The organism is Enterobacter sp. NFIX58, assembly GCF_900110475.1.
Classification (GTDB): domain Bacteria; phylum Pseudomonadota; class Gammaproteobacteria; order Enterobacterales; family Enterobacteriaceae; genus Enterobacter; species Enterobacter quasiroggenkampii.
This window is the reverse complement of sequence record NZ_FODW01000008.1, coordinates 1-20,570: the sequence shown is the minus strand read 5'-3', so window position 1 is coordinate 20,570 and position 20,570 is coordinate 1. Positions and strand designations below refer to the sequence as shown.

Annotated in this window: 16 protein-coding genes; 9 read left to right on the top strand and 7 right to left on the bottom strand. The window is 53.7% G+C overall.

The window, feature by feature from the left end; genetic code table 11:
- Window positions 1-21 precede the first annotated feature (21 nt).
- Window positions 22-2,898, top strand: a complete 2,877-nt coding sequence (locus BMW97_RS21570) for an autotransporter outer membrane beta-barrel domain-containing protein (RefSeq protein ID WP_045909085.1) — start codon at window positions 22-24, stop codon at window positions 2,896-2,898.
- Between the two features lie 54 nt (window positions 2,899-2,952).
- On the opposite strand, the gene typA is transcribed toward BMW97_RS21570, so the two are convergent.
- Complete coding sequence (gene typA, locus BMW97_RS21565) at window positions 2,953-4,776, bottom strand: ribosome-dependent GTPase TypA (protein ID WP_023331638.1); 1,824 nt, start codon at window positions 4,774-4,776, stop codon at window positions 2,953-2,955.
- Window positions 4,777-5,154: 378 nt separating this feature from the next.
- Between typA and glnA the strand changes: the two genes are divergently transcribed.
- The 4 genes from glnA to BMW97_RS21535 all read left to right on the top strand — a co-directional run bounded on the left by glnA (window position 5,155) and on the right by BMW97_RS21535 (window position 9,429).
- Entirely contained in the window at window positions 5,155-6,564 is a 1,410-nt protein-coding gene (gene glnA, locus BMW97_RS21555; RefSeq protein WP_008501856.1) for a glutamate--ammonia ligase, read from the top strand.
- A gap of 170 nt (window positions 6,565-6,734) precedes the next feature.
- Entirely contained in the window at window positions 6,735-7,784 is a 1,050-nt protein-coding gene (gene glnL / locus BMW97_RS21545; protein ID WP_032644301.1) for a nitrogen regulation protein NR(II), read from the top strand.
- A gap of 11 nt (window positions 7,785-7,795) precedes the next feature.
- A complete protein-coding gene (gene glnG, locus BMW97_RS21540) occupies window positions 7,796-9,208 on the top strand; it encodes a nitrogen regulation protein NR(I) (protein WP_023309765.1) in 1,413 nt (470 codons plus the stop codon).
- Between the two features lie 110 nt (window positions 9,209-9,318).
- Window positions 9,319-9,429, top strand: coding sequence for a YshB family small membrane protein (locus BMW97_RS21535; protein WP_032622955.1), 111 nt, complete (start codon window positions 9,319-9,321; stop codon window positions 9,427-9,429).
- 100 nt (window positions 9,430-9,529) lie between these two features.
- Here BMW97_RS21535 and hemN read toward each other — a convergent pair whose 3' ends face one another.
- Complete coding sequence (hemN, locus tag BMW97_RS21530) at window positions 9,530-10,903, bottom strand: oxygen-independent coproporphyrinogen III oxidase (RefSeq protein ID WP_045909084.1); 1,374 nt, start codon at window positions 10,901-10,903, stop codon at window positions 9,530-9,532.
- A gap of 188 nt (window positions 10,904-11,091) precedes the next feature.
- Window positions 11,092-11,607, bottom strand: a complete 516-nt coding sequence (yihI, locus tag BMW97_RS21520) for a Der GTPase-activating protein YihI (protein WP_032644299.1) — start codon at window positions 11,605-11,607, stop codon at window positions 11,092-11,094.
- Between the two features lie 577 nt (window positions 11,608-12,184).
- On the opposite strand from yihI, the gene yihA reads away from it, so the two are divergent.
- Complete coding sequence (yihA, locus tag BMW97_RS21510) at window positions 12,185-12,814, top strand: ribosome biogenesis GTP-binding protein YihA/YsxC (RefSeq protein WP_045909083.1); 630 nt, start codon at window positions 12,185-12,187, stop codon at window positions 12,812-12,814.
- 312 nt (window positions 12,815-13,126) lie between these two features.
- On the opposite strand, the gene polA is transcribed toward yihA, so the two are convergent.
- Window positions 13,127-15,919: a DNA polymerase I gene (gene polA / locus BMW97_RS21505; RefSeq protein ID WP_045909082.1), complete on the bottom strand. Its 2,793-nt coding sequence runs from the start codon at window positions 15,917-15,919 to the stop codon at window positions 13,127-13,129.
- Window positions 15,920-16,359: 440 nt separating this feature from the next.
- On the opposite strand from polA, the gene BMW97_RS21500 reads away from it, so the two are divergent.
- Window positions 16,360-17,268 carry an acyltransferase gene (locus BMW97_RS21500; RefSeq protein ID WP_045909134.1) on the top strand — a complete coding sequence of 303 codons (909 nt, stop codon included), beginning with the start codon at window positions 16,360-16,362 and terminating at the stop codon, window positions 17,266-17,268.
- Between the two features lie 23 nt (window positions 17,269-17,291).
- Here BMW97_RS21500 and dsbA read toward each other — a convergent pair whose 3' ends face one another.
- From dsbA to BMW97_RS21485, 3 genes are all read right to left on the bottom strand, one after another.
- Window positions 17,292-17,915, bottom strand: coding sequence for a thiol:disulfide interchange protein DsbA (dsbA, locus tag BMW97_RS21495; protein WP_045909081.1), 624 nt, complete (start codon window positions 17,913-17,915; stop codon window positions 17,292-17,294).
- Between the two features lie 27 nt (window positions 17,916-17,942).
- Window positions 17,943-18,929, bottom strand: coding sequence for a serine/threonine protein kinase (locus BMW97_RS21490; RefSeq protein ID WP_045909080.1), 987 nt, complete (start codon window positions 18,927-18,929; stop codon window positions 17,943-17,945).
- Window positions 18,930-19,004: 75 nt separating this feature from the next.
- Entirely contained in the window at window positions 19,005-19,274 is a 270-nt protein-coding gene (locus BMW97_RS21485) for a YihD family protein (RefSeq protein WP_008501866.1), read from the bottom strand.
- A 68-nt stretch (window positions 19,275-19,342) separates the two neighbouring features.
- Here BMW97_RS21485 and mobA point away from each other — a divergent pair, with 68 nt between their 5' ends.
- Both mobA and mobB read left to right on the top strand, forming a co-directional pair.
- Window positions 19,343-19,927, top strand: a complete 585-nt coding sequence (mobA, locus tag BMW97_RS21480; RefSeq protein ID WP_045909079.1) for a molybdenum cofactor guanylyltransferase MobA — start codon at window positions 19,343-19,345, stop codon at window positions 19,925-19,927.
- The gene (gene mobB, locus BMW97_RS21475) at window positions 19,924-20,427 is read left to right on the top strand and encodes a molybdopterin-guanine dinucleotide biosynthesis protein MobB (protein WP_045909078.1); all 504 of its coding nucleotides are present in this window, start codon (window positions 19,924-19,926) and stop codon (window positions 20,425-20,427) included. The genes mobA and mobB overlap by 4 nt, the downstream gene beginning before the upstream one ends.
- Window positions 20,428-20,570: the final 143 nt, after the last annotated feature.

Below are 20,570 nucleotides of genomic sequence, written 5' to 3'. Positions count from 1 at the left end.
CCTGAAAGAAAGGGGGCAGTCATGCCATATTTAATGAAACACTCACCAGTCGCCGCTGCGATTTCGCTGGCGTTGTCGTCAGCGCTATTTACCGCACATGCAGCGGTAATAGATTTTGCTAATTTACCCGCTTCCGGAGCGGTAACGGATTTGCCTGCAGAAATACAGGCGATGATACCTGCAACAGCAAACACGAACTTTAGCAAAAATACCGGCGATCCTAACTATGTCTACCAGTACAGCGCCGGTAATATCCCGATCTACGGAGATGGGATCACCCTCGAAGGGCCTGGGGCGGAAGCCTTTGAGCATTCCGTTACCGTTATTCAGAACTCCACGTCCGGCAGTCCGGGGGTGATATTTGGTGACGATCTGACTATTCGCACCCAGTCAAAAGTGGCTGCCAATAATGGTAAAGATGTCGACGGTATTCGTACCCACGGTATGAACACGCCGGACAACCCGGTATTTATCATTACCGGCGATCGCACCCACATTTACGTTAATGGCCAAAGCGGTGACGGCATCAATGCCGGCTACAGCTCCTTCAGCCAGGGATCGCTTGGCTCCGCCAATATTTATGTGGGGGACGATCTCTATATCGAAACCACGGGCAGCACAGGACGCGGGATTAGCGCCTATGCACTGAATGATGCGTCGAAGGCAAAAAATAACGTTATCGTCGGCGATCGTGCCCATATTGTGACGCGTAGTACCTACGCCGAAGGGATCCGCACCAACCAGAGCGGCTCTTACGTTCGTCTGGGAAATGAGGCGACCATCGAAACGTACGGCACATCGGCCTATGGCCTGTATGCGGGCTCTGCGTCAAAAATTGAGCTAGGCAAAAGCGCGACGATTACCACCGACGCGGCCAGTGCCTCCGGGGTTTATTCTACCGGCTCGTCAACTATCACCCTTGATGAAGGAGCCACCATCACGACCAACGGTGCCAGCGCGCATGGCGTCTATGCTTACACCGGTGCGGTGAATCTGGGAGATAACGTCACCATTGCGGTAAACAGCAGCGAGAAAACCAGCAGCTCTGCGCAAGCGCCGCACGGGATGTATGCCTGGTCACGCGGCGTGATAGCCCTCGCGGGTGGTGCAACCATTACCACCGCAGGCCATCGCGACAACGGTAGCTATGCCCTGAACGCCAGTAACGGCGGGGTAATTGACGCGTCCGCTGGAGGCAAATTCATCCTCAACGGCGATGTCCTTTCAGCGGGCGGCGTCGCGGCCACCAGCACGCTTCCGGCACAAAACAGTACCATTACGCTGACGATGGATGACAACTCCCTGTGGAATGGGGCGTCCTTCATTGAGGGCAACGCCGCGGGTACCGGTACTATCGCACTGACGATGAATGATGCCGTCTGGAATCTGCGCGACAGCTCCACGCTGACCAGCCTGACGCTGAATGCGGGCGGCACGATTAATTTTCAGCATGCAGAGGACGCGGCGTGGCAAACGCTGACCATCAAGGATGATTTTATCGGCAACGGCGGCAAGCTGGTTTTCAATACCGTGCTGTTTGACGACACTTCGGAAACGGACAAACTGATTGTTGAAGGCAACACGTCCGGTCATACCGGGGTGGAAGTGAACAACATTGGCGGTACTGGCGCGCAAACCGTAGAAGGGATTGAAATTGTCAGCGTTGGTGGCAACTCTGACGGGACGTTTGAGAAGGCCAGCCGTATCGTGGCGGGCGGTTATGACTATAACGTTGTGCAAAAAGGTAAAAACTGGTTTCTGACCAGCCTGGCGGAGCCCGTTGATCCAGTTGACCCACCGGTCGACCCCGTAGACCCGCCTGTTGACCCCGTGGACCCACCAGTCGACCCGGTAGATCCGCCCGTTGACCCGGTGATTCCGCCGCAAGAGCCGGTCCCACCGCCTGCACCACCGAAAAGCGAGCATCAGTATCGCCCGGAATTTGGTAGCTATCTGGCAAACAGCTATGCGGCAAATACGCTGTTTATGACCCGCCTGCACGATCGTCTGGGTGAAACGCAGTACACCGACATGCTCACTGGCGAGCAGAAAGTGACGAGCCTGTGGATGCGTAACGTCGGCGGTCATACGCGTTTCAGAGACGACAGCGGCCAGTTAAAAACCACCGCCAATCGCTACGTGCTGCAGCTGGGTGGCGATGTCGCTCAGTGGAGCACCGACGGTCTGGACCGTTGGCATCTTGGCCTGATGGCGGGCTACGGCAACAGTCAGAGCCGGAGCGCTTCCAGCCTGACCGGCTACCACTCACGCGGTGAAGTGAATGGCTATAGCGTCGGTCTGTACGGTACCTGGTACGCAAACGACGCGGATAAAAGTGGCACTTATGTTGATAGCTGGGTGCTGTATAACTGGTTCGACAATAAGGTGATGGGACAGGATCAGGCCACTGAAAACTATCGCTCCAGCGGCGTGACCGCCTCTGTAGAAGCAGGCTATAGCGTTAAGGTGGGCGAAAGCGGCCGCAACAGCTACTGGCTCCAGCCGAAAGCGCAGGCCGTTTGGATGGACGTGCAGGCTGACGACCATCGTGAGCGCAACGGCACGCGGGTGAAAGACGAAACCCAGGGGAACCTGATGACGCGCCTCGGCGTGAAGGCCTACATCAGCGGACATAACGCGATTGACGACGGTAAATCACGGACCTTCCAGCCGTTTATCGAAGCGAACTGGATCCACAACACCCAGACCACGCATATCCGCATGGATGACGTTAGCAATGAGATGCGTGGTACGCGCAATATCGGTGAACTCAAGACAGGCGTAGAGGGGCAGATTACGCCGCAGCTTAGCGTATGGGGCAACGTGGCTCAGCAGATAGGCGACAAAGGCTACAGCGATACGCAGGGGATGCTGGGGGTGAAATACAGCTTTAAATAAAAACAAAAAAGCCGCTGAGAAATCAGCGGCTTTTTTTATTACGGATTAACCGTATTAGTCTTCTTTCGCACCGCGCATAGCACGTTTACGATCGTTCTCGGTCAGGTGACGTTTACGGATACGAATTGACTGTGGAGTCACTTCGACCAGTTCGTCATCATCGATGAATTCCAGAGCCTGCTCCAGAGTCATCTTGATCGGTGGAACCAGAACCGTTGCTTCGTCAGTACCGGACGCACGCATGTTGGTCAGTTTCTTACCGGTCAGGCAGTTTACGGTCAGGTCGTTAGAACGACTGTGAATACCGATGATCTGGCCTTCATAAACCTCAGCACCGTGACCCAGGAACAGTTTACCGCGATCCTGCAGACCGAACAGCGCAAACGCAACCGCTTTACCCTGACCGTTGGAGATCAGCACGCCGTTGTTACGCTGGCCCACTTCACCCGGACGCACGTCGTCGTAGTGGCTGAAGGTGGAGTACAGCAGACCAGTACCTGAAGTCATGGTCATGAACTCAGAACGGAAGCCGATCAGGCCACGGCTTGGGATCACGTAGTCGAGACGTACGCGGCCTTTGCCATCTGGATTCATGTTTTTCAGGTCGCCTTTACGCTCACCCAGAGCCTGCATCACAGAACCCTGGTGCTGCTCTTCAACGTCCAGCGTCACGTTTTCGAACGGCTCTTGTTTACGGCCATCGATTTCGCGGAAGATAACTTTCGGACGGGAAACCGCCATTTCGAAACCTTCACGACGCATGTTTTCGATCAGAACAGACAGGTGCAGCTCACCACGACCCGAAACGCGGAATGCATCAGCGTCTTCGGTTTCTTCAACGCGCAGCGCAACGTTGTGCACCAGCTCTTTGTTCAGGCGGTCAAGGATCTGACGAGAGGTAACGAACTTACCTTCTTTACCACAGAACGGAGAGGTGTTGACGTTGAAGAACATGGATACGGTTGGTTCATCAACGGACAGGGCTGGCAGCGCTTCGACGTTCTGCGGATCGCAGATGGTGTCGGAGATGTTCAGTTCACCCAGACCGGTGATAGCGATGATGTCGCCCGCTTCAGCGATGTCGCTCTCGATACGCTCAAGGCCCAGGTGAGTCAGTACTTTACCAACTTTACCGTTACGGGTTTTGCCTTCGCTATCGATGATAGTGACCTGCTGGTTCGGCTTCACTTTACCGCGCTTGATACGACCAATGCCGATAACGCCAACGTAGTTGTTGTAATCGAGCTGAGAGATCTGCATCTGCAGGGTACCGTCGAGATCGACGTTTGGCGCAGGAACACGGTCAACAATCGCCTGATACAGCGGGGTCATGTCTTCAGCCATGTCTTCGTGGTCCAGACCTGCGATACCGTTCAGCGCAGAGGCGTAAACGATAGGGAAGTCCAGCTGCTCGTCGGTCGCGTCGAGGTTAACGAACAGGTCGAATACCTGGTCAACAACCCAGTCAGGACGCGCGCCAGGGCGGTCAACTTTGTTGATAACAACGATTGGCTTCAGACCATGGGCAAATGCTTTTTTGGTCACGAAGCGCGTCTGTGGCATTGGGCCATCCATTGCGTCAACGACCAGCAGAACGGAGTCTACCATGGACATTACACGTTCAACTTCACCACCGAAGTCGGCGTGCCCTGGGGTATCAACGATGTTGATACGGTAGTCATTCCATTTAATCGCGGTGTTTTTCGCGAGGATGGTAATCCCACGCTCTTTCTCCAAATCGTTGGAGTCCATCACGCGTTCTTGGGTTTCGGCACGCGCATCAAACGTACCGGATTGCTGCAGCAGCTTATCGACCAGGGTAGTTTTACCATGGTCAACGTGCGCGATGATGGCGATGTTACGCAAATTTTCGATCACAACTTTGCCTCAGGCATTTAGAAATAGCGCGTTATTGTACACGGATTAATCGCACTACAAAACAGGATCACAAACATCCCCCGCAAACAAGTATTGCAGAGATGCTTTGTGATCGCTTTCACGGAGCGGTAAAAGGGCACTTTAACGTAAATTGCACCAATATGGTGCTCAATGTTCACATTGAAGCACTATACTGGTGCAACAAATCCATCGTGGTGCAGCCCTTTTGCACTATGGTGCGCATGATAACGCCTTTTTGGGGTGTTTTAAAAGTTGGCACAGATTTCGCTTTATAAAAAATACATGGCACCAGCCAGTACAAACAGAAATTGAAGACCTCGTTACCACGACGACAATGACCAATCTGGAGAGTTAAGTATGTCCGCTGAACACGTTTTGACGATGCTGAACGAACATGAAGTGAAGTTTGTTGATCTGCGCTTCACCGATACCAAAGGTAAAGAACAGCACGTCACAATCCCTGCTCATCAGGTGAACGCCGAATTCTTTGAAGAAGGCAAAATGTTTGACGGCTCCTCCATTGGTGGCTGGAAAGGCATTAACGAATCCGACATGGTTCTGATGCCAGATGCGACCACTGCGGTCATTGATCCGTTCTTTGAAGAACCTACCCTGATCATCCGTTGCGACATCCTCGAGCCAGGCACCCTGCAGGGCTACGACCGCGACCCACGTTCTATCGCGAAACGCGCTGAAGAGTACCTGCGTTCTACCGGCATCGCAGACACCGTTCTGTTCGGGCCAGAGCCAGAGTTCTTCCTGTTCGATGACATCCGTTTCGGTGCGTCTATTTCTGGCTCACACGTGGCTATCGACGACATCGAAGGCGCATGGAACTCCTCCACCAAATACGAAGGTGGTAACAAAGGTCACCGTCCAGGCGTGAAAGGCGGTTACTTCCCGGTTCCTCCGGTCGACTCTGCACAGGACATTCGTTCCACCATGTGTCTGGTGATGGAAGAGATGGGCCTGGTTGTTGAAGCGCACCACCACGAAGTGGCGACGGCGGGTCAGAACGAAGTGGCTACCCGCTTCAACACCATGACCAAAAAAGCGGACGAAATTCAGATCTACAAATACGTTGTGCACAACGTTGCGCACCGTTTCGGTAAAACCGCGACCTTCATGCCAAAACCAATGTTTGGCGACAACGGTTCCGGTATGCACTGCCACATGTCTCTGTCCAAGAACGGTACCAACCTGTTCTCTGGTGACAAATATGCCGGTCTGTCCGAGCAGGCGCTGTATTACATTGGCGGCGTAATCAAACACGCTAAAGCGATCAACGCCCTGGCGAACCCAACCACCAACTCCTACAAGCGTCTGGTCCCGGGCTACGAAGCGCCAGTGATGCTGGCCTACTCTGCGCGTAACCGTTCTGCTTCTATCCGTATCCCGGTGGTGGCGTCTCCTAAAGCGCGTCGTATCGAAGTGCGCTTCCCGGATCCAGCGGCTAACCCATACCTGTGCTTCGCAGCACTGCTGATGGCCGGTCTGGACGGTATCAAGAACAAGATCCACCCGGGCGAAGCGATGGACAAAAACCTGTACGACCTGCCGCCAGAAGAAGCGAAAGAGATCCCACAGGTTGCTGGCTCTCTGGAAGAAGCCCTGCAGGCGCTGGACGCAGACCGCGAGTTCCTGACTGCAGGTGGCGTATTCACTGACGACGCTATCGATGCTTACATCGCGCTGCGCACTGAAGAGAACGACCGCGTGCGTATGACTCCGCACCCGGTTGAGTTCGAACTGTACTACAGCGTTTAATTAAGTTGTTTTACCCGGCGTGACAAGCGCCGGGAGTAGTTGCCGTGGAAACTTTTAGCCCATCTCCGGATGGGCTTTTTTCTCCACCAACAATCTGATCTCACGCGCTTTTGACGCCGAAAACGCTATACTGCACTAAATTAGTGCAAACGACTCCAGGAGACTGCTGAATGGCAACTGGCACGCTGCCCGATGCTGGGCAGATCCTCAATTCTTTGATTAACAGCATTTTGCTGGTCGATGACGAGCTGGCCGTTCATTACGCCAACCCAGCGGCACAGCAGCTGCTCGCCCAAAGCGCACGTAAACTGTTCGGCACCCCACTTCCGGAACTCCTGAGCTATTTTTCGCTGAATATTGGCCTGATGCAGGAAAGTTTACAGGCAGGCCAGGGTTTCACCGATAACGAAGTGACGCTGGTGATCGACGGGCGTTCGCACATTCTGTCGCTGACCGCGCAACGTCTTCCCGAAGGCCTGATCCTGCTGGAAATGGCGCCGATGGATAATCAGCGCCGACTGAGCCAGGAACAGCTTCAGCATGCACAGCAAATTGCCGCCCGAGACCTGGTGCGCGGTCTGGCGCATGAAATCAAAAACCCGCTGGGCGGATTACGCGGTGCGGCGCAGCTTCTGACCAAGGCGCTGCCTGACCCTGCGCTGGCGGAGTACACCAACGTCATCATTGAGCAGGCGGACCGTCTGCGGAATCTGGTTGACCGCCTTCTCGGGCCACAGCAGCCGGGAATGCACGTCACAGAAAGCATCCATAAAGTGGCTGAACGGGTGGTGAAGCTCGTCTCGATGGAGCTGCCGGAGAACGTCACGCTGGTACGTGATTACGACCCAAGCCTGCCGGAACTGGCCCATGACCCGGATCAGATTGAGCAGGTCCTGTTGAACATTGTGCGCAATGCCCTGCAGGCGCTGGGGCCTGACGGGGGCGAGATTATTTTACGCACCCGTACCGCCTTCCAGCTCACGTTACACGGCGTGCGCTATCGGCTTGCAGCCCGAATCGACGTCGAGGATAACGGGCCCGGCATTCCATCGCATCTGCAGGACACCCTGTTCTACCCGATGGTCAGCGGTCGCGAAGGCGGAACCGGCCTGGGCTTATCCATTGCCCGCAGTTTGATCGATCAACACTCTGGAAAAATTGAATTTACCAGTTGGCCGGGACATACCGAGTTTTCGGTTTTCCTGCCGATTAAAAAATAAAGGTGACGTTTATGCAACGAGGGATAGTCTGGGTAGTCGATGACGATAGCTCCATCCGTTGGGTGCTTGAACGCGCGCTCACAGGGGCGGGATTAAGCTGCACGACGTTTGAGAGCGGCAGCGAAGTGCTCGACGCACTCACCACCAAAACGCCCGATGTTCTGCTGTCGGATATTCGCATGCCGGGCATGGACGGGCTGGCGCTGTTAAAGCAGATCAAACAACGCCACCCTATGCTTCCGGTCATCATAATGACGGCACACTCCGATCTGGATGCCGCGGTGAGCGCCTATCAGCAAGGGGCATTCGATTATCTGCCCAAACCGTTTGATATCGACGAAGCGGTGGCGCTGGTTGAGCGCGCGATTAGCCACTATCAGGAGCAGCAACAGCCGCGCCACGCGCCCGATTTTGGGCCAACCACCGACATCATCGGCGAAGCGCCGGCGATGCAGGACGTCTTTCGCATTATTGGCCGTCTGTCCCGCTCGTCCATCAGCGTCTTGATTAACGGCGAATCGGGAACCGGTAAAGAGCTTGTGGCGCATGCGCTGCATCGCCACAGCCCCCGGGCAAAAGCACCGTTCATTGCCCTGAATATGGCGGCGATCCCGAAGGATTTGATTGAATCCGAATTGTTCGGGCACGAAAAAGGGGCGTTTACCGGCGCAAATACCATTCGCCAGGGGCGCTTCGAACAGGCTGACGGCGGCACGCTGTTCCTGGATGAGATCGGCGATATGCCGCTGGACGTTCAGACCCGTCTGCTGCGCGTGCTGGCCGACGGGCAGTTTTACCGCGTGGGCGGCTATGCGCCGGTGAAGGTGGACGTGCGTATTATCGCCGCGACCCACCAGAACCTGGAGCAGCGCGTGCAGGAAGGCAAATTCCGTGAGGATTTATTCCATCGTCTGAACGTCATTCGCGTTCATCTGCCGCCGCTGCGTGAACGCCGGGAAGATATTCCCCGCCTGGCGCGCCATTTCCTGCAGGTAGCCGCCCGCGAGCTGGGTGTGGAGGCCAAGCAGCTTCACCCGGAAACCGATGCTGCCCTTACGCGCCTGGCGTGGCCGGGCAACGTGCGTCAGCTGGAAAACACCTGCCGCTGGTTAACCGTGATGGCCGCCGGGCAGGAAGTGCTGATTCAGGATTTACCGGCCGAGCTGTTTGAAGCGACCGCGCCTGAAAGCAGCACCGGGCACGCTTTGCCGGACAGCTGGGCAACGCTGCTGGCGCAGTGGGCCGACCGCGCGCTGCGTTCCGGTCATCAAAACCTGCTGTCTGAAGCGCAGCCTGAGATGGAGCGTACGCTGTTAACTACCGCGCTTCGTCATACGCAGGGCCACAAGCAGGAAGCCGCTCGCCTGTTGGGATGGGGACGCAATACCCTGACGCGCAAGCTGAAAGAGCTGGGAATGGAGTAATATCCGCGCTTGTGTAAAGGTTATTAATTGAGCGCAAATTGCCGTTATTTTGCGCTTTACTGTTCCGATGAGTTTTGTATGATCGTGCCCGGAAATTGGGGGTGAACATCATGCTGGAAACATTCGTGAATATGCTCTCTAGCGGAGCCGCTGAAAGCCACACGCCACAAACCGCCGTTGCGGCGGTACTGTGCGCGGCGCTGGTTGGGCTGTTTAGCTAGCGAGTTGGCGATGAAAAGCCGGGTGGCGCTTCGCTTACCCGGCCTACATTTCGCACTTTTGTAGGCCGGATAAGGCGAAGCCGCCACCCGGCATTGCAGTTTAAATTACCCGCGAGAACTGCTGCATACGCGCTTTCTGACGCAGATACGCGTCGAAGCACATGCAGATATTGCGGATCAACAGACGCCCTTTTGGCGTGACCTCAATCGCGCTCTCCGACACATCCACCAGCCCGTCTTTCGCCAGCGGCGCCAGCAGCTTCAGGTCTTCCGCGAAATAATCGCTGAAGTTCAGCGCCCACTGCGCTTCCACATCGCTGAAATCAAGACGGAAGTTGCAGATAAGCGCCTTAATCACATCGCGACGGATACAGTCATCGCGCGTTAATGCGATGCCGCGCCACAGCGCGTTGCCCGTCTCATCAACCTGCTGGTAATACAGCTTCAGTTCTTTCTGGTTTTGCGCGTAGCAGTCGCCGATCATGCTGATGGCGGAGACGCCCATTCCCAGCAAATCGGTATCGCCCTGGGTCGTGTAGCCCTGGAAGTTGCGGTGCAGGACCCCTTCGCGCTGAGCGACCGCCAGTTCGTCGTCCGGACGGGCAAAGTGATCCATGCCGATAAACTGATAGCCGGTGTCGGTCAGCGAGGTGATGGTTTCCTGCAGGATATCCAGCTTCTGCTGGGCAGAAGGCAGATCGGCATCTTTGATTTTACGCTGGGCGGCAAACAGCGTCGGCAGATGCGCGTAGTTAAAGACGCTCAGACGGTCCGGGTTGAGTTCGGCCACGCGCTTCAGCGTGAAGGCGAAGCTTTCCGGCGTTTGCTTTGGCAGGCCGTAAATCAGGTCAATATTGGTCGAGGTGAAGCCAATTTCACGCGCATGGTTGAGTAAGGCAAAGATAAAGTCTTCGTCCTGCTCGCGGTTCACCAGACGCTGAACCTCTTTATTGAAGTCCTGTACGCCCATGCTCAGGCGGTTGAAGCCTTCGGCGCGTAAGTGATCGAGGACATCCAGCTCAATTTCACGCGGATCGACTTCGATCGAGATTTCAGCGTCGTCGTTAAAACTGAAATTACCGCGCAGAAGCGTCATCAGGCGGCTGATTTGCGCTTTATTCAGATAGGTTGGCGTACCACCGCCCCAGTGCAACTGGCTGACGTGACGGCCTTTAAACAGCGGCGCGCGATGCACAATTTCCTGTTCAAGCGCGTCAAGGTACTGGTCGGCTTTATGCTGCTGGCGGGTCACGATTTTATTGCAGCCGCAGAAGTAGCAAAGCTTGTGGCAGAACGGAATATGGACGTAGAGCGACAGCGGACGCTCAGGATAGCGCGCAACAGCCTGCTGAAAATCCCCCTCGCCGAAGGCATCGGAGAACTCCAGCGCGGTGGGGTATGACGTATAACGCGGCCCGGAATAGTTATATTTCTGGATTAGGGCCAAATCCCAGTCGATAGTTGGTGCTGACATGCTCACTCCTTCCGTTGGTGTCGCGTTCGTATACGGCGGCCCGTTCTGACCCCATTGCGGGCCATCATTCGGGTGCGCAGCCACTTCTGTCGCCGCGACAACCGCCGTAGTTTAACGAATAACCACACCAGATAACATATAACCGGAAGGGTTATAAGCAGGACTATCGTGCCTGCCGGGTGCAAATGTTAGTTTCCACCCTTCAGAAGACGCATCATATCTTCCTGCTTCTCGTCTTCTTCTTCATCTTCGTCATCGTCGTATGACAGGCCCAGCTTCTGCATCAGTTCATCAATACGATCCAGTTTGGCATCCACCCATGACTGCTCTTCAGCGGTCAGGGTTTCACCCTCTTCAAGACGTTCCAGCAGCGCATCCAGGCGCTCATCGTTCTCCAGCAAATCCAGCTCAGCCTGCGGTGAAAGCATAGGTTTCTCGCTCTTTGGTTTGTGCTGCTTAGTGACCGGGGTGTCTGTCACGCCCAGTGGAATGGGAGTTTTACTGCCGATACGAGGATCTTTCTGCTGTTTGCCTTTTGCAGAAGCGCCCGCTGCACCACCACCGTTGGCACGGCTACCCGCAGCATGACCGCGATGTTTTTTGTCGCGTTTGCGGTCGCGCGCTTCCTGGTTCAGTTCTTCGCGCGTTTTGCGGCGTGCTTTTGCAGGGCGTTTCGCGCCCGCAGCGGAGGTTGGTTTTTTCATGATGTTTTATCTTTAAGTCGTTTTCTTCAGTATAGAATTGCGGCGAAATCTAGCAGAAAGCAAGCAAAGAAAAAAGGCGACAGAGCAATCTGTCGCCTTTTTTCCTGACTCACAACCCTTAGCGGGCCAGACATTCCATGTTTGCCAACAACAAACCCTGTTTATCCCTTGGCTAATACCGTCCGTGATACGGTTCCATTTCCTGTTAAAACGCCTCCAGGCGCTGGTCGTCCTGACAATCCTGCGTCTTCGCCTCCTGGCGCTCCTGACCCTAATCCTTAAGTCGATTTCCTGTTGGCTTCCTCGCCCTGACGCACACTTTACCTTGTTCCGTTAAACTAACAAGCAACGAAACGGTATAAAAAGAGATTTTCAGACAATTACCCGAAAATAAGCTTATGATTTAAAACAGTTTGCATTTTTTAACGCCTGCGAATTCTCTGAAATCTCCCATAGCATCACTGGCCGATCTCTCACACCGGTGGGGGCATTCGCCTACAGGGCATAGCAATCAGAAAAGCCTTTTGCCTGCATTCGGGTATAATCCCCCTCAGATTACGATTTTGGAGACGACCACGTGACTACCTGGAACTACCAACAGACGCATTTTGTCACCAGTGCGCCCGATATTCGCCACCTCCCCTCTGATACCGGTATTGAAGTGGCCTTTGCTGGCCGCTCTAATGCGGGGAAATCCAGCGCCCTGAATACGCTGACCAATCAGAAGAACCTGGCGCGTACCTCAAAAACACCTGGCCGTACCCAGCTGATCAACCTGTTTGAAGTCGCAGAGGGCAAACGCCTGGTCGACTTACCGGGGTACGGTTACGCACAGGTACCCGAAGAGATGAAAATCAAGTGGCAGCGTGCGCTGGGTGAATACCTGGAAAAACGCCTGTGCCTGAAAGGTCTGGTGGTGCTGATGGATATTCGCCATCCCCTGAAAGATCTCGATCAGCAGATGATCGACTGGGCGGTGGCAAGCGATATCGCCGTGCTGGTGCTGCTGACGAAAGCCGATAAGCTGGCAAGCGGCGCGCGTAAAGCGCAGGTGAATATGGTTCGCGAAGCGGTGCTGGCGTTCAACGGCGATGTGCAGGTTGAACCGTTCTCCTCGCTGAAAAAGCAGGGCGTGGACAAGCTGCGTCAAAAGCTCGACACCTGGTTTAACGAGCTGGAACCCGCGATGGAAGCGGAAGAAGAGTAATACCGGGCGCGGCGATGGCCGCGCTTTTTTTTGCCCGAAAGTTTCTTTGCCGCAATAAAAAACGCCCCAGTCATTACTGACTGGGGCGGCTAAAATATTCAGCCAAATCCGATTACGTGAAGTAAAAGGTCTGAAAGATAGAACATCTTACCTCTGTACCCTACGCCGATAACTCTACCCCTTTTTGTGCTGCAGAAAAAGCACTTTTTGTAGTTTTTTTTCATTCTTTACATAGGGAATTCTAATGATCGTCACAAAACGCGCGTTCTTATGTTGCAAACTTACATAAACAGCGCGTTATGCGAAGAACCGTTAGTGAGCCTGATCCCAGTTTTCACCACTTCCCACTTCCACCAGCAACGGCACGTCCAGCGTCATGCTGCTTTCCATCAGTTCGTGGATCTTCTTCGACACGGCGTCGAGGTCGTCCTTGTGCACTTCAAATACCAGTTCATCGTGTACCTGCATGATCATTTTCACGCGCGGTTTCTCTTTCTCGAGCCAGGCATCAACGGCGATCATTGCACGCTTAATAATGTCCGCCGCGGTGCCCTGCATCGGGGCGTTGATCGCGGCACGCTCTGCACCCGCGCGGCGCGCGGCGTTGCTGGATTTGATGTCCGGGAGATAGAGACGGCGGCCGTCCAGGGTTTCAACGTAGCCTTTCTCTTTCGCCTGCGCGCGGGTACGTTCCATATATTCCAGCACGCCCGGATAACGCTCGAAGTAGAGATCCATATACTTCTGCGACTCTTTACGCGGAATGTTGAGCTGGCGCGAAAGCCCGAATGCACTCATGCCGTAAATCAGCCCGAAGTTGATCGCCTTAGCGCTGCGGCGCTGTTCGTTGGTTACGCTGTCCAGCGGCAGACCGAAGACTTCGGCTGCAGTCGCCCGGTGGATATCCTTCCCTTCGGCAAAAGCGCTCAGCAGGCCTTTGTCGCGGGACAGGTGCGCCATAATGCGCAGTTCGATTTGGGAGTAGTCCGCCGAGACAATCAGATAATCCTCTGGCGCGATGAAAGCCTGGCGAATACGGCGGCCCTCTTCGTTACGTACCGGGATGTTCTGCAGGTTGGGATCGGTTGACGAGAGACGACCGGTCGCCGCGACAGCCTGATGGTATGAGGTGTGCACGCGGCCCGTTTTCGGGTTGATCATCAGCGGGAGCTTATCAGTGTAGGTAGACTTCAGCTTCGCGAGACCACGGTACTCCAGAATCACTTTTGGCAGCGGATAATCCAGCGCCAGTTCTTCCAGCACCTCTTCAGAGGTTGAAGGCGCACCGCCAGGGGTTTTCTTCAGCGGCTTGATGCCCTGCTTTTCAAACAGAATGGTTTGCAGCTGCTTCGGCGAAGAGAGGTTAAACGGCTCGCCTGCAAGCTCATGCGCTTTTTGCTCCAGCTCGGTCAGACGCTGCGCCAGTTCCCCGGAGTGGTTATGCAGCACCGTTGGATCGATTTTCACGCCGTTGCGTTCAATGCGGGACAGCACGGGCACCAGCGGCATCTCAATATGCTGGAACACGTTAAGCGGACCTTCGTGCTTCTGCAGCTTTGGCCACATCTTCAAATGCAGCTGCAGCGTGACGTCAGCGTCTTCCGCCGCGTAGCGTCCTGCCTCTTCGAGAGCAATCTGGTTAAAGGTGAGCTGATTTTTCCCTTTACCGGCAATCTCTTCAAAGGTGATCGTTTTGTGCTTAAGCCAGCGGTCAGATAAGGAATCCATATCATGGCGGCCCGCGACGCTGTCCAGAATGTAGGATTCGAGCATGGTGTCGAAGGCGATCCCGCGTAGTTCAATGCCGTAGTTTTGCAGAATACCACGGTCGTACTTGAGGTTTTGCCCAACCTTAAGCGCCTTTTCGTCTTCCAGGATCGGCTTCAGCAGCTCAAGCACGCGTTCACGGGAGATCTGTTCCGGCGCGTCCAGGTAATCGTGCGCCACGGGAACATAGGCCGCATGACCAGGCTCTGTCGCAAATGACAGACCTACCATATTGGCAGAGATGTTATCGAGACTGTCCGTTTCGGTGTCAAAGGCGAAGACCGGCGCTTTTTTCAGTTTTTCGATCCAGGCAATGAGCTGCGACTCTTCAAGAAGGGTTTCGTAGTTGTCGAAGGTAAGCACCACGGCTTCTTCTTCCGCCTGCTCTTCTGCGTCAACGACAATCGTCTCCTTCGGTTTAGCAGCAGGTTTTGCCCCTTTTGCCTGCAGCCACTTGCCGGCTTCCACGTCAGTGGTCCAGCGCTTAAATTCGTATTTCTTAAACAGACTTAGAAGCTCGTCCGCAGAAGGCTGCTGCACTTCCAGCTGCTCACAGCCCAGCTCCAGTTCGACATCGGTTTTGATGGTTGCCAGCTTATAGGAGAGGTAAGCCACCTCTTTGTTCTCTTCCAGCTTCCCGGCCATGGTTTTTGCACCACGGAAGGAGAGCCCGGCGATTTTGTCTGATTCGGCGTAGAGCGTATCCAGCCCGCCCAGCCCCTGAAGCAGCGCCTGCGCGGTTTTCTCACCGACGCCAGGAACACCAGGGATGTTATCCGAGGAATCGCCCATCAACGCGAGGAAATCGATAATCAGCTCTGGCGGCACGCCATACTTATTGACGACCTCTTCAGGCCCCAGAATAGTGTTGGTCATGGTGTTAATCAGGGTGATCCCTGGCGTCACCAGCTGTGCCATATCTTTATCACCGGTGCTGATCAGCACGGGACGACCCATCTTTTCGGCTTCACGCGCCAGCGTACCGATGACGTCATCGGCTTCAACGCCAGAAACGGCCAGCAGCGGTAGCCCCATGGCTTTTACCATGGCATGCAGCGGCTCTATCTGCGCACGCAGATCGTCAGGCATTGGCGGACGGTGGGATTTGTAATGTTCAAACAACTCGTCGCGGAACGTTTTGCCTTTTGCATCAAAAACGACGGCCGCATGGGTTGGCTGATACTGCAGGATCAGGCTGCGCAGCATATTCAGCACGCCGTACATTGCGCCGGTAGGTTCCCCTGCGCTATTGGTCAGAGGAGGAAACGCATGGTATGCCCGATACAGGTAAGAAGAGCCATCGACGAGAATAAGAGGGTTTTCTGGGATCTGAACCATAATGTCCGTGCCTTTAATCAATTTATGAGTAAAGGATGCCACAGAAGGATGAAAACATCAGTTATTAGCGCCAGATACAGGAAAAGATTTTGCGATCGTGAGGATCGCTCGCAAAAATAAAACTGTGGATAAGTTTGTGAATATTTTCACTTCATATGAATAACAGACGCGAAAAACACATATGAGGTAATATTTAGATCTTAATTATCATGCTGTTATGTTGTTAGATCTTATCTATATGGTCAACTGATGGCAATTTAGTCTATGTGGATATAAGCCTTGATTAGCGCAGAACCCCAGAGAAATCTGCTGCGCCAGGGTAAAAGCCGCCAAATCATCATGTGAAAGCGCCATTCATTCGTCTGTTTTCTGGTAAAATCAGCGCCCAGCGTCGACTAGCCGGTCGCTCACTTACAGCTAACTATTTGAAAAAGCTCATCATGTCGAGATTGCTCGCTGCAATAACATTACTGCTAAGCATCATTTTAACTATCCTGGTGACGATCGCCTGTTCCGTGCCGATCATTCTCGCCGGGATCATTAAACTGCTGCTGCCCATACCCGTGGTGTGGCGAGCCGTGTCCGCATTTTGTAACTTCATGATGTATTGCTGGTGCGAAGGGCTGGCGATCCTGTTGTGCCTTAACCCGCATCTGAAGTGGGATGTCAAAGGGCTCGAGAGTCTCAACAAAAAGAACTGGTACCTTCTGATCTGCAATCACCACAGCTGGGCGGACATCGTGGTGTTATGCGTGCTTTTTCGCAAACACATCCCGATGAACAAATACTTCCTGAAACAGCAGCTCGCCTGGGTGCCTTTTATCGGGCTGGCCTGCTGGGCGCTTGATATGCCGTTTATGAAACGCTATTCGCGCAGCTATTTGATTCGTCATCCGGAACGTCGCGGTAAGGATGTGGAGACCACACGCCGTTCCTGTGAAAAGTTTCGCGCACATCCTACGACCATCGTGAACTTTGTTGAAGGTTCCCGGTTTACGGAAGAGAAGCGCCAGCAAACTCGCTCTCCTTATCAGCACCTGTTGCCGCCAAAAGCGGCAGGGATTGCGATGGCGCTTAACGTACTGGGAGCACAGTTCGATAAACTTCTTAACGTCACGCTCTGCTATCCGGAAAACGACAGGACACCGTTCTTCGATATGCTCAGCGGCAAACTGACGCGCATTGTCGTGCACGTCGATCTGGTTCCGATTGACGCTGAACTGCACGGTGATTACGTAAACGATAAGAACTTCAAACGTCGTTTCCAGCAGTGGCTTAATACGCTCTGGAAAGAGAAAGACGAACAGATAGACAAGATAAAATCTTCATACAAAAACGCCGGTCAGTGACCGGCGTTTTTACATCAACGAAATTACTTCTTCTCAACCAGGTATTTCACGGTATCTGCATACTGCTGTACGAAAATATCCATGCTGCTGGTGTCCATGCCCTGCATGTTCAGCTGATATTTGCCGTTAACAAACATCGCCGGAACGCCCTGAAGCTGGAGATCAGCAGCCGCTTTTTCCTGCTGGGCAACCAGTGATTTCACCACGAAGCTGTTCCATGCGGCATCGTACTCTTCACCTTTCACGCCCGCATCAACGAACACTTTACGGATATCCGCAGTGGTCTGAACGGTCTGGGTTTTCTGTACGGCTTCAAACATTGGCGAAGTGATCTTATCTTCCACGCCCAGTGCCATCGCCACCGCCCATGCCTGAGTCAGGTCTTTACCCAATGGGCCCAGGAACTCAACGTGGTACTTGGTCATTTTGGTGCCTTCCGGCAGCTTTTTCTTCACGTTGTCAGAAACATGCAGCACCTGCTCGAACTGATAGCAGTGTGGGCAATAGAACGAGAAGAACTCCAGAACCTGTGGCTCGCCAGCGACCGGCTTGTCCAGCGTGATGAACTGTTTGCCGTCGGTAAACTGCGCAGCAGAAGCGCTAAATGCCAGAATCATACCTGCCAGCGCCAGCCAAATTTTTTTCATGATTAACTCTCTCCTGGGTGTGTCCAATTAATACATCGGCGTTAATTGCAGAGGGGGCTCCTGAAGAACCTTAACCTGCTCAGTAAATGTAGATATCTGGCTACGCCAGTAATCCTCTCCGGTAAGCCACGGGAAATTGCGAGGAAATGCCGGATCGTCCCAACGCCTGATTAACCATGCGAGATAATAAACAAAACGCATCGCACGTAAAGGCTCAATCAGGGCAATTTCGTCTGAATTAAACGGGCTAAATTCTTCATAAGCTTCAATAATGGTTTCAAGCTGCATGCGTTGCTCGGCTTTGTCGCCATTGAGCAGCATCCACAGGTCCTGAACCGCTGGCCCCATACGCGCATCATCGAGATCGACAAACAGCGGGCCATCACGCCAGAGAATATTCCCGGCGTGACAATCGCCATGCAGGCGCAGGACGGAAATATCATCGCGCCAGCAGGTTTTCACTGCAGCAATAAGCTTATCGGTGGCGTTGAGGAAATCATCCTTTAGCGCAGCGGGGATCATTGCAGACGTTTCGAATAGTTCGCGCGGTTCAAGAAGGTATTCCTGAATCCCCATCGTCGGGCGGGCAATAAAGGCTTTTTTGCGTCCCGTCTGGTGTATACGCCCAAGATAGCGGGCAACCCACTCCATCTGATCGATATTATCCGCTTCAAATTGACGACCACCCAGGCTTGGGAATACTGCGTAGTAATACCCTTCGTGCGTGAGGAGCGTTTGGTTATTGAATTTAAGGGGCGCGGCAACGGGGACATCGTCATCCAGCAGATCGTGAGCAAACTGATGCTCTTCCTGAATTTGTTCAGCGGACCAGCGTTCAGGACGATAGAATTTTACGACGTAGCGCTGACGATCCTCGTCCTGAAATTGATAGACGCGGTTTTCGTAGCTGTTTAACGGTGTTAGCCCGGAATCCACCCGAATACCCTGTTCAAACAGGGCATCCATAATGGTGTCCGGGTGTAATGTCTGGAAAGTAAAAGCCTGGTCGTTCATCCGATCATCCGGAAATTATACGAATGATTCAGGATATCATCTTGTGGCGATTTCGGTGCCGCCGCTTACAAGCTTTTACTCTTTAATTACGCCTCGGGCGCGCAGCAATGCGGTCTTAAAATCTTCCTCATAATCTTTCTGAATACCAGGAATAACAGCATCTTTGGCGGAGTCGCGCATTTTAAGGTGGTAGATCAGGATGTCGTCAGAAAGGTCTGCCAGATCGCCGTCAAAACCTGACTCTTTCGCCAGTTTCTGTAAAAATTGCATCAGATTTAGCTCTGGCTCTTTTTGCCAGGCGGGCTGGAGGAGTTCAATAACTTCATTCAGACGTTTACATTTCATGGTGGTGCTCCTTTCATTTAGAGTGACACGTTAGCAGGGTCAATCCCACAATAAAAGAGGCGATATTCGTGAATGTTAGCCAGGAAATCATCGGGGTCGTTCTGGCAGGCGGCAGAGCAACGCGAATGGGCGGTAAAGATAAGGGGCTTCAGCTTCTTAATGGAAAACCCTTGTGGCAGCATGTCGCCGATACGCTCGCCGGCCAGGTGACGGCAATGGCCATCAGTGCGAACAGACATATCGACACTTACCGGCAAAGCGGGTACGCCGTTTATCAGGATAGCCTTGAGAATTACCCAGGGCCGCTTGCCGGTATGCTTTCGGTCATGCAACAGTCGCACGGAGAGTGGTTTATCTTCTGTCCCTGCGATAACCCGTTTATTCCCTCCGATCTCGTCGAGCGTCTGTTCCTGCTTCGTGGTACAGCACCTGTGGTTTGGGTACATGACGGCGAGCGTGACCATCCTGCTATCGCGTTGATGCATCGATCGCTAGTGCCTGCTCTGCAGAGCTATCTGGCTGCGGGAGAGCGCAGGGTGATGGTCTTCATGCGTGAGTCTGGCGGGCATTCCGTTGATTTTAGCGATGTGAAATCAGCGTTTGTGAACGTGAATACACATGAAGATTTGCAGATGATGCAGGAGAAAAAATGATACCTCTTTTAGCCATTTCCGCATGGAGTGGGACCGGGAAAACCACGCTGCTGAAAAAGCTGATACCCGCGCTGTGTGCCAGAGGCCTTCGTCCGGGATTGATTAAGCATAGTCATCACAACATGGATATCGATACGCCAGGAAAAGACAGCTATGAGCTGCGTAAGGCCGGAGCAGCACAAACGATGGTAGCAAGTCCTCAGCGCTGGGCGCTAATGACAGAAACGCCGGATAAGGCGCCGCTGGATCTCGCTTATCTGGTCAGTCGGATGGATCATTCCACCCTGGATCTGGTGCTGATTGAGGGATTTAAGCATGAGGCAGTGCCTAAGATCCTGCTGTTCAGAAGCGATGCCGGACATCATTTCAGCGAGTTAACGCTGGATGAGCATGTCATTGCGGTAGCCAGTGATGTGGTATTGCCGCTTGAGGTTCCGGTGCTGGACTTAAATGATGTAGATGGGATTGCGGGCTTTATTGTGACGTGGAGTACGGTCTGACGTGCCGGGTGGCGGCTTTGCTTTACCCGGCCTGCCGTTTTTTTGGCGGTATAAACGCAAAAAGGCCATCCTTTCGGATGGCCTCTTCACTTAATTGATGCCTGGCAGTTCCCTACTCTCACATGGGGAGACCCCACACTACC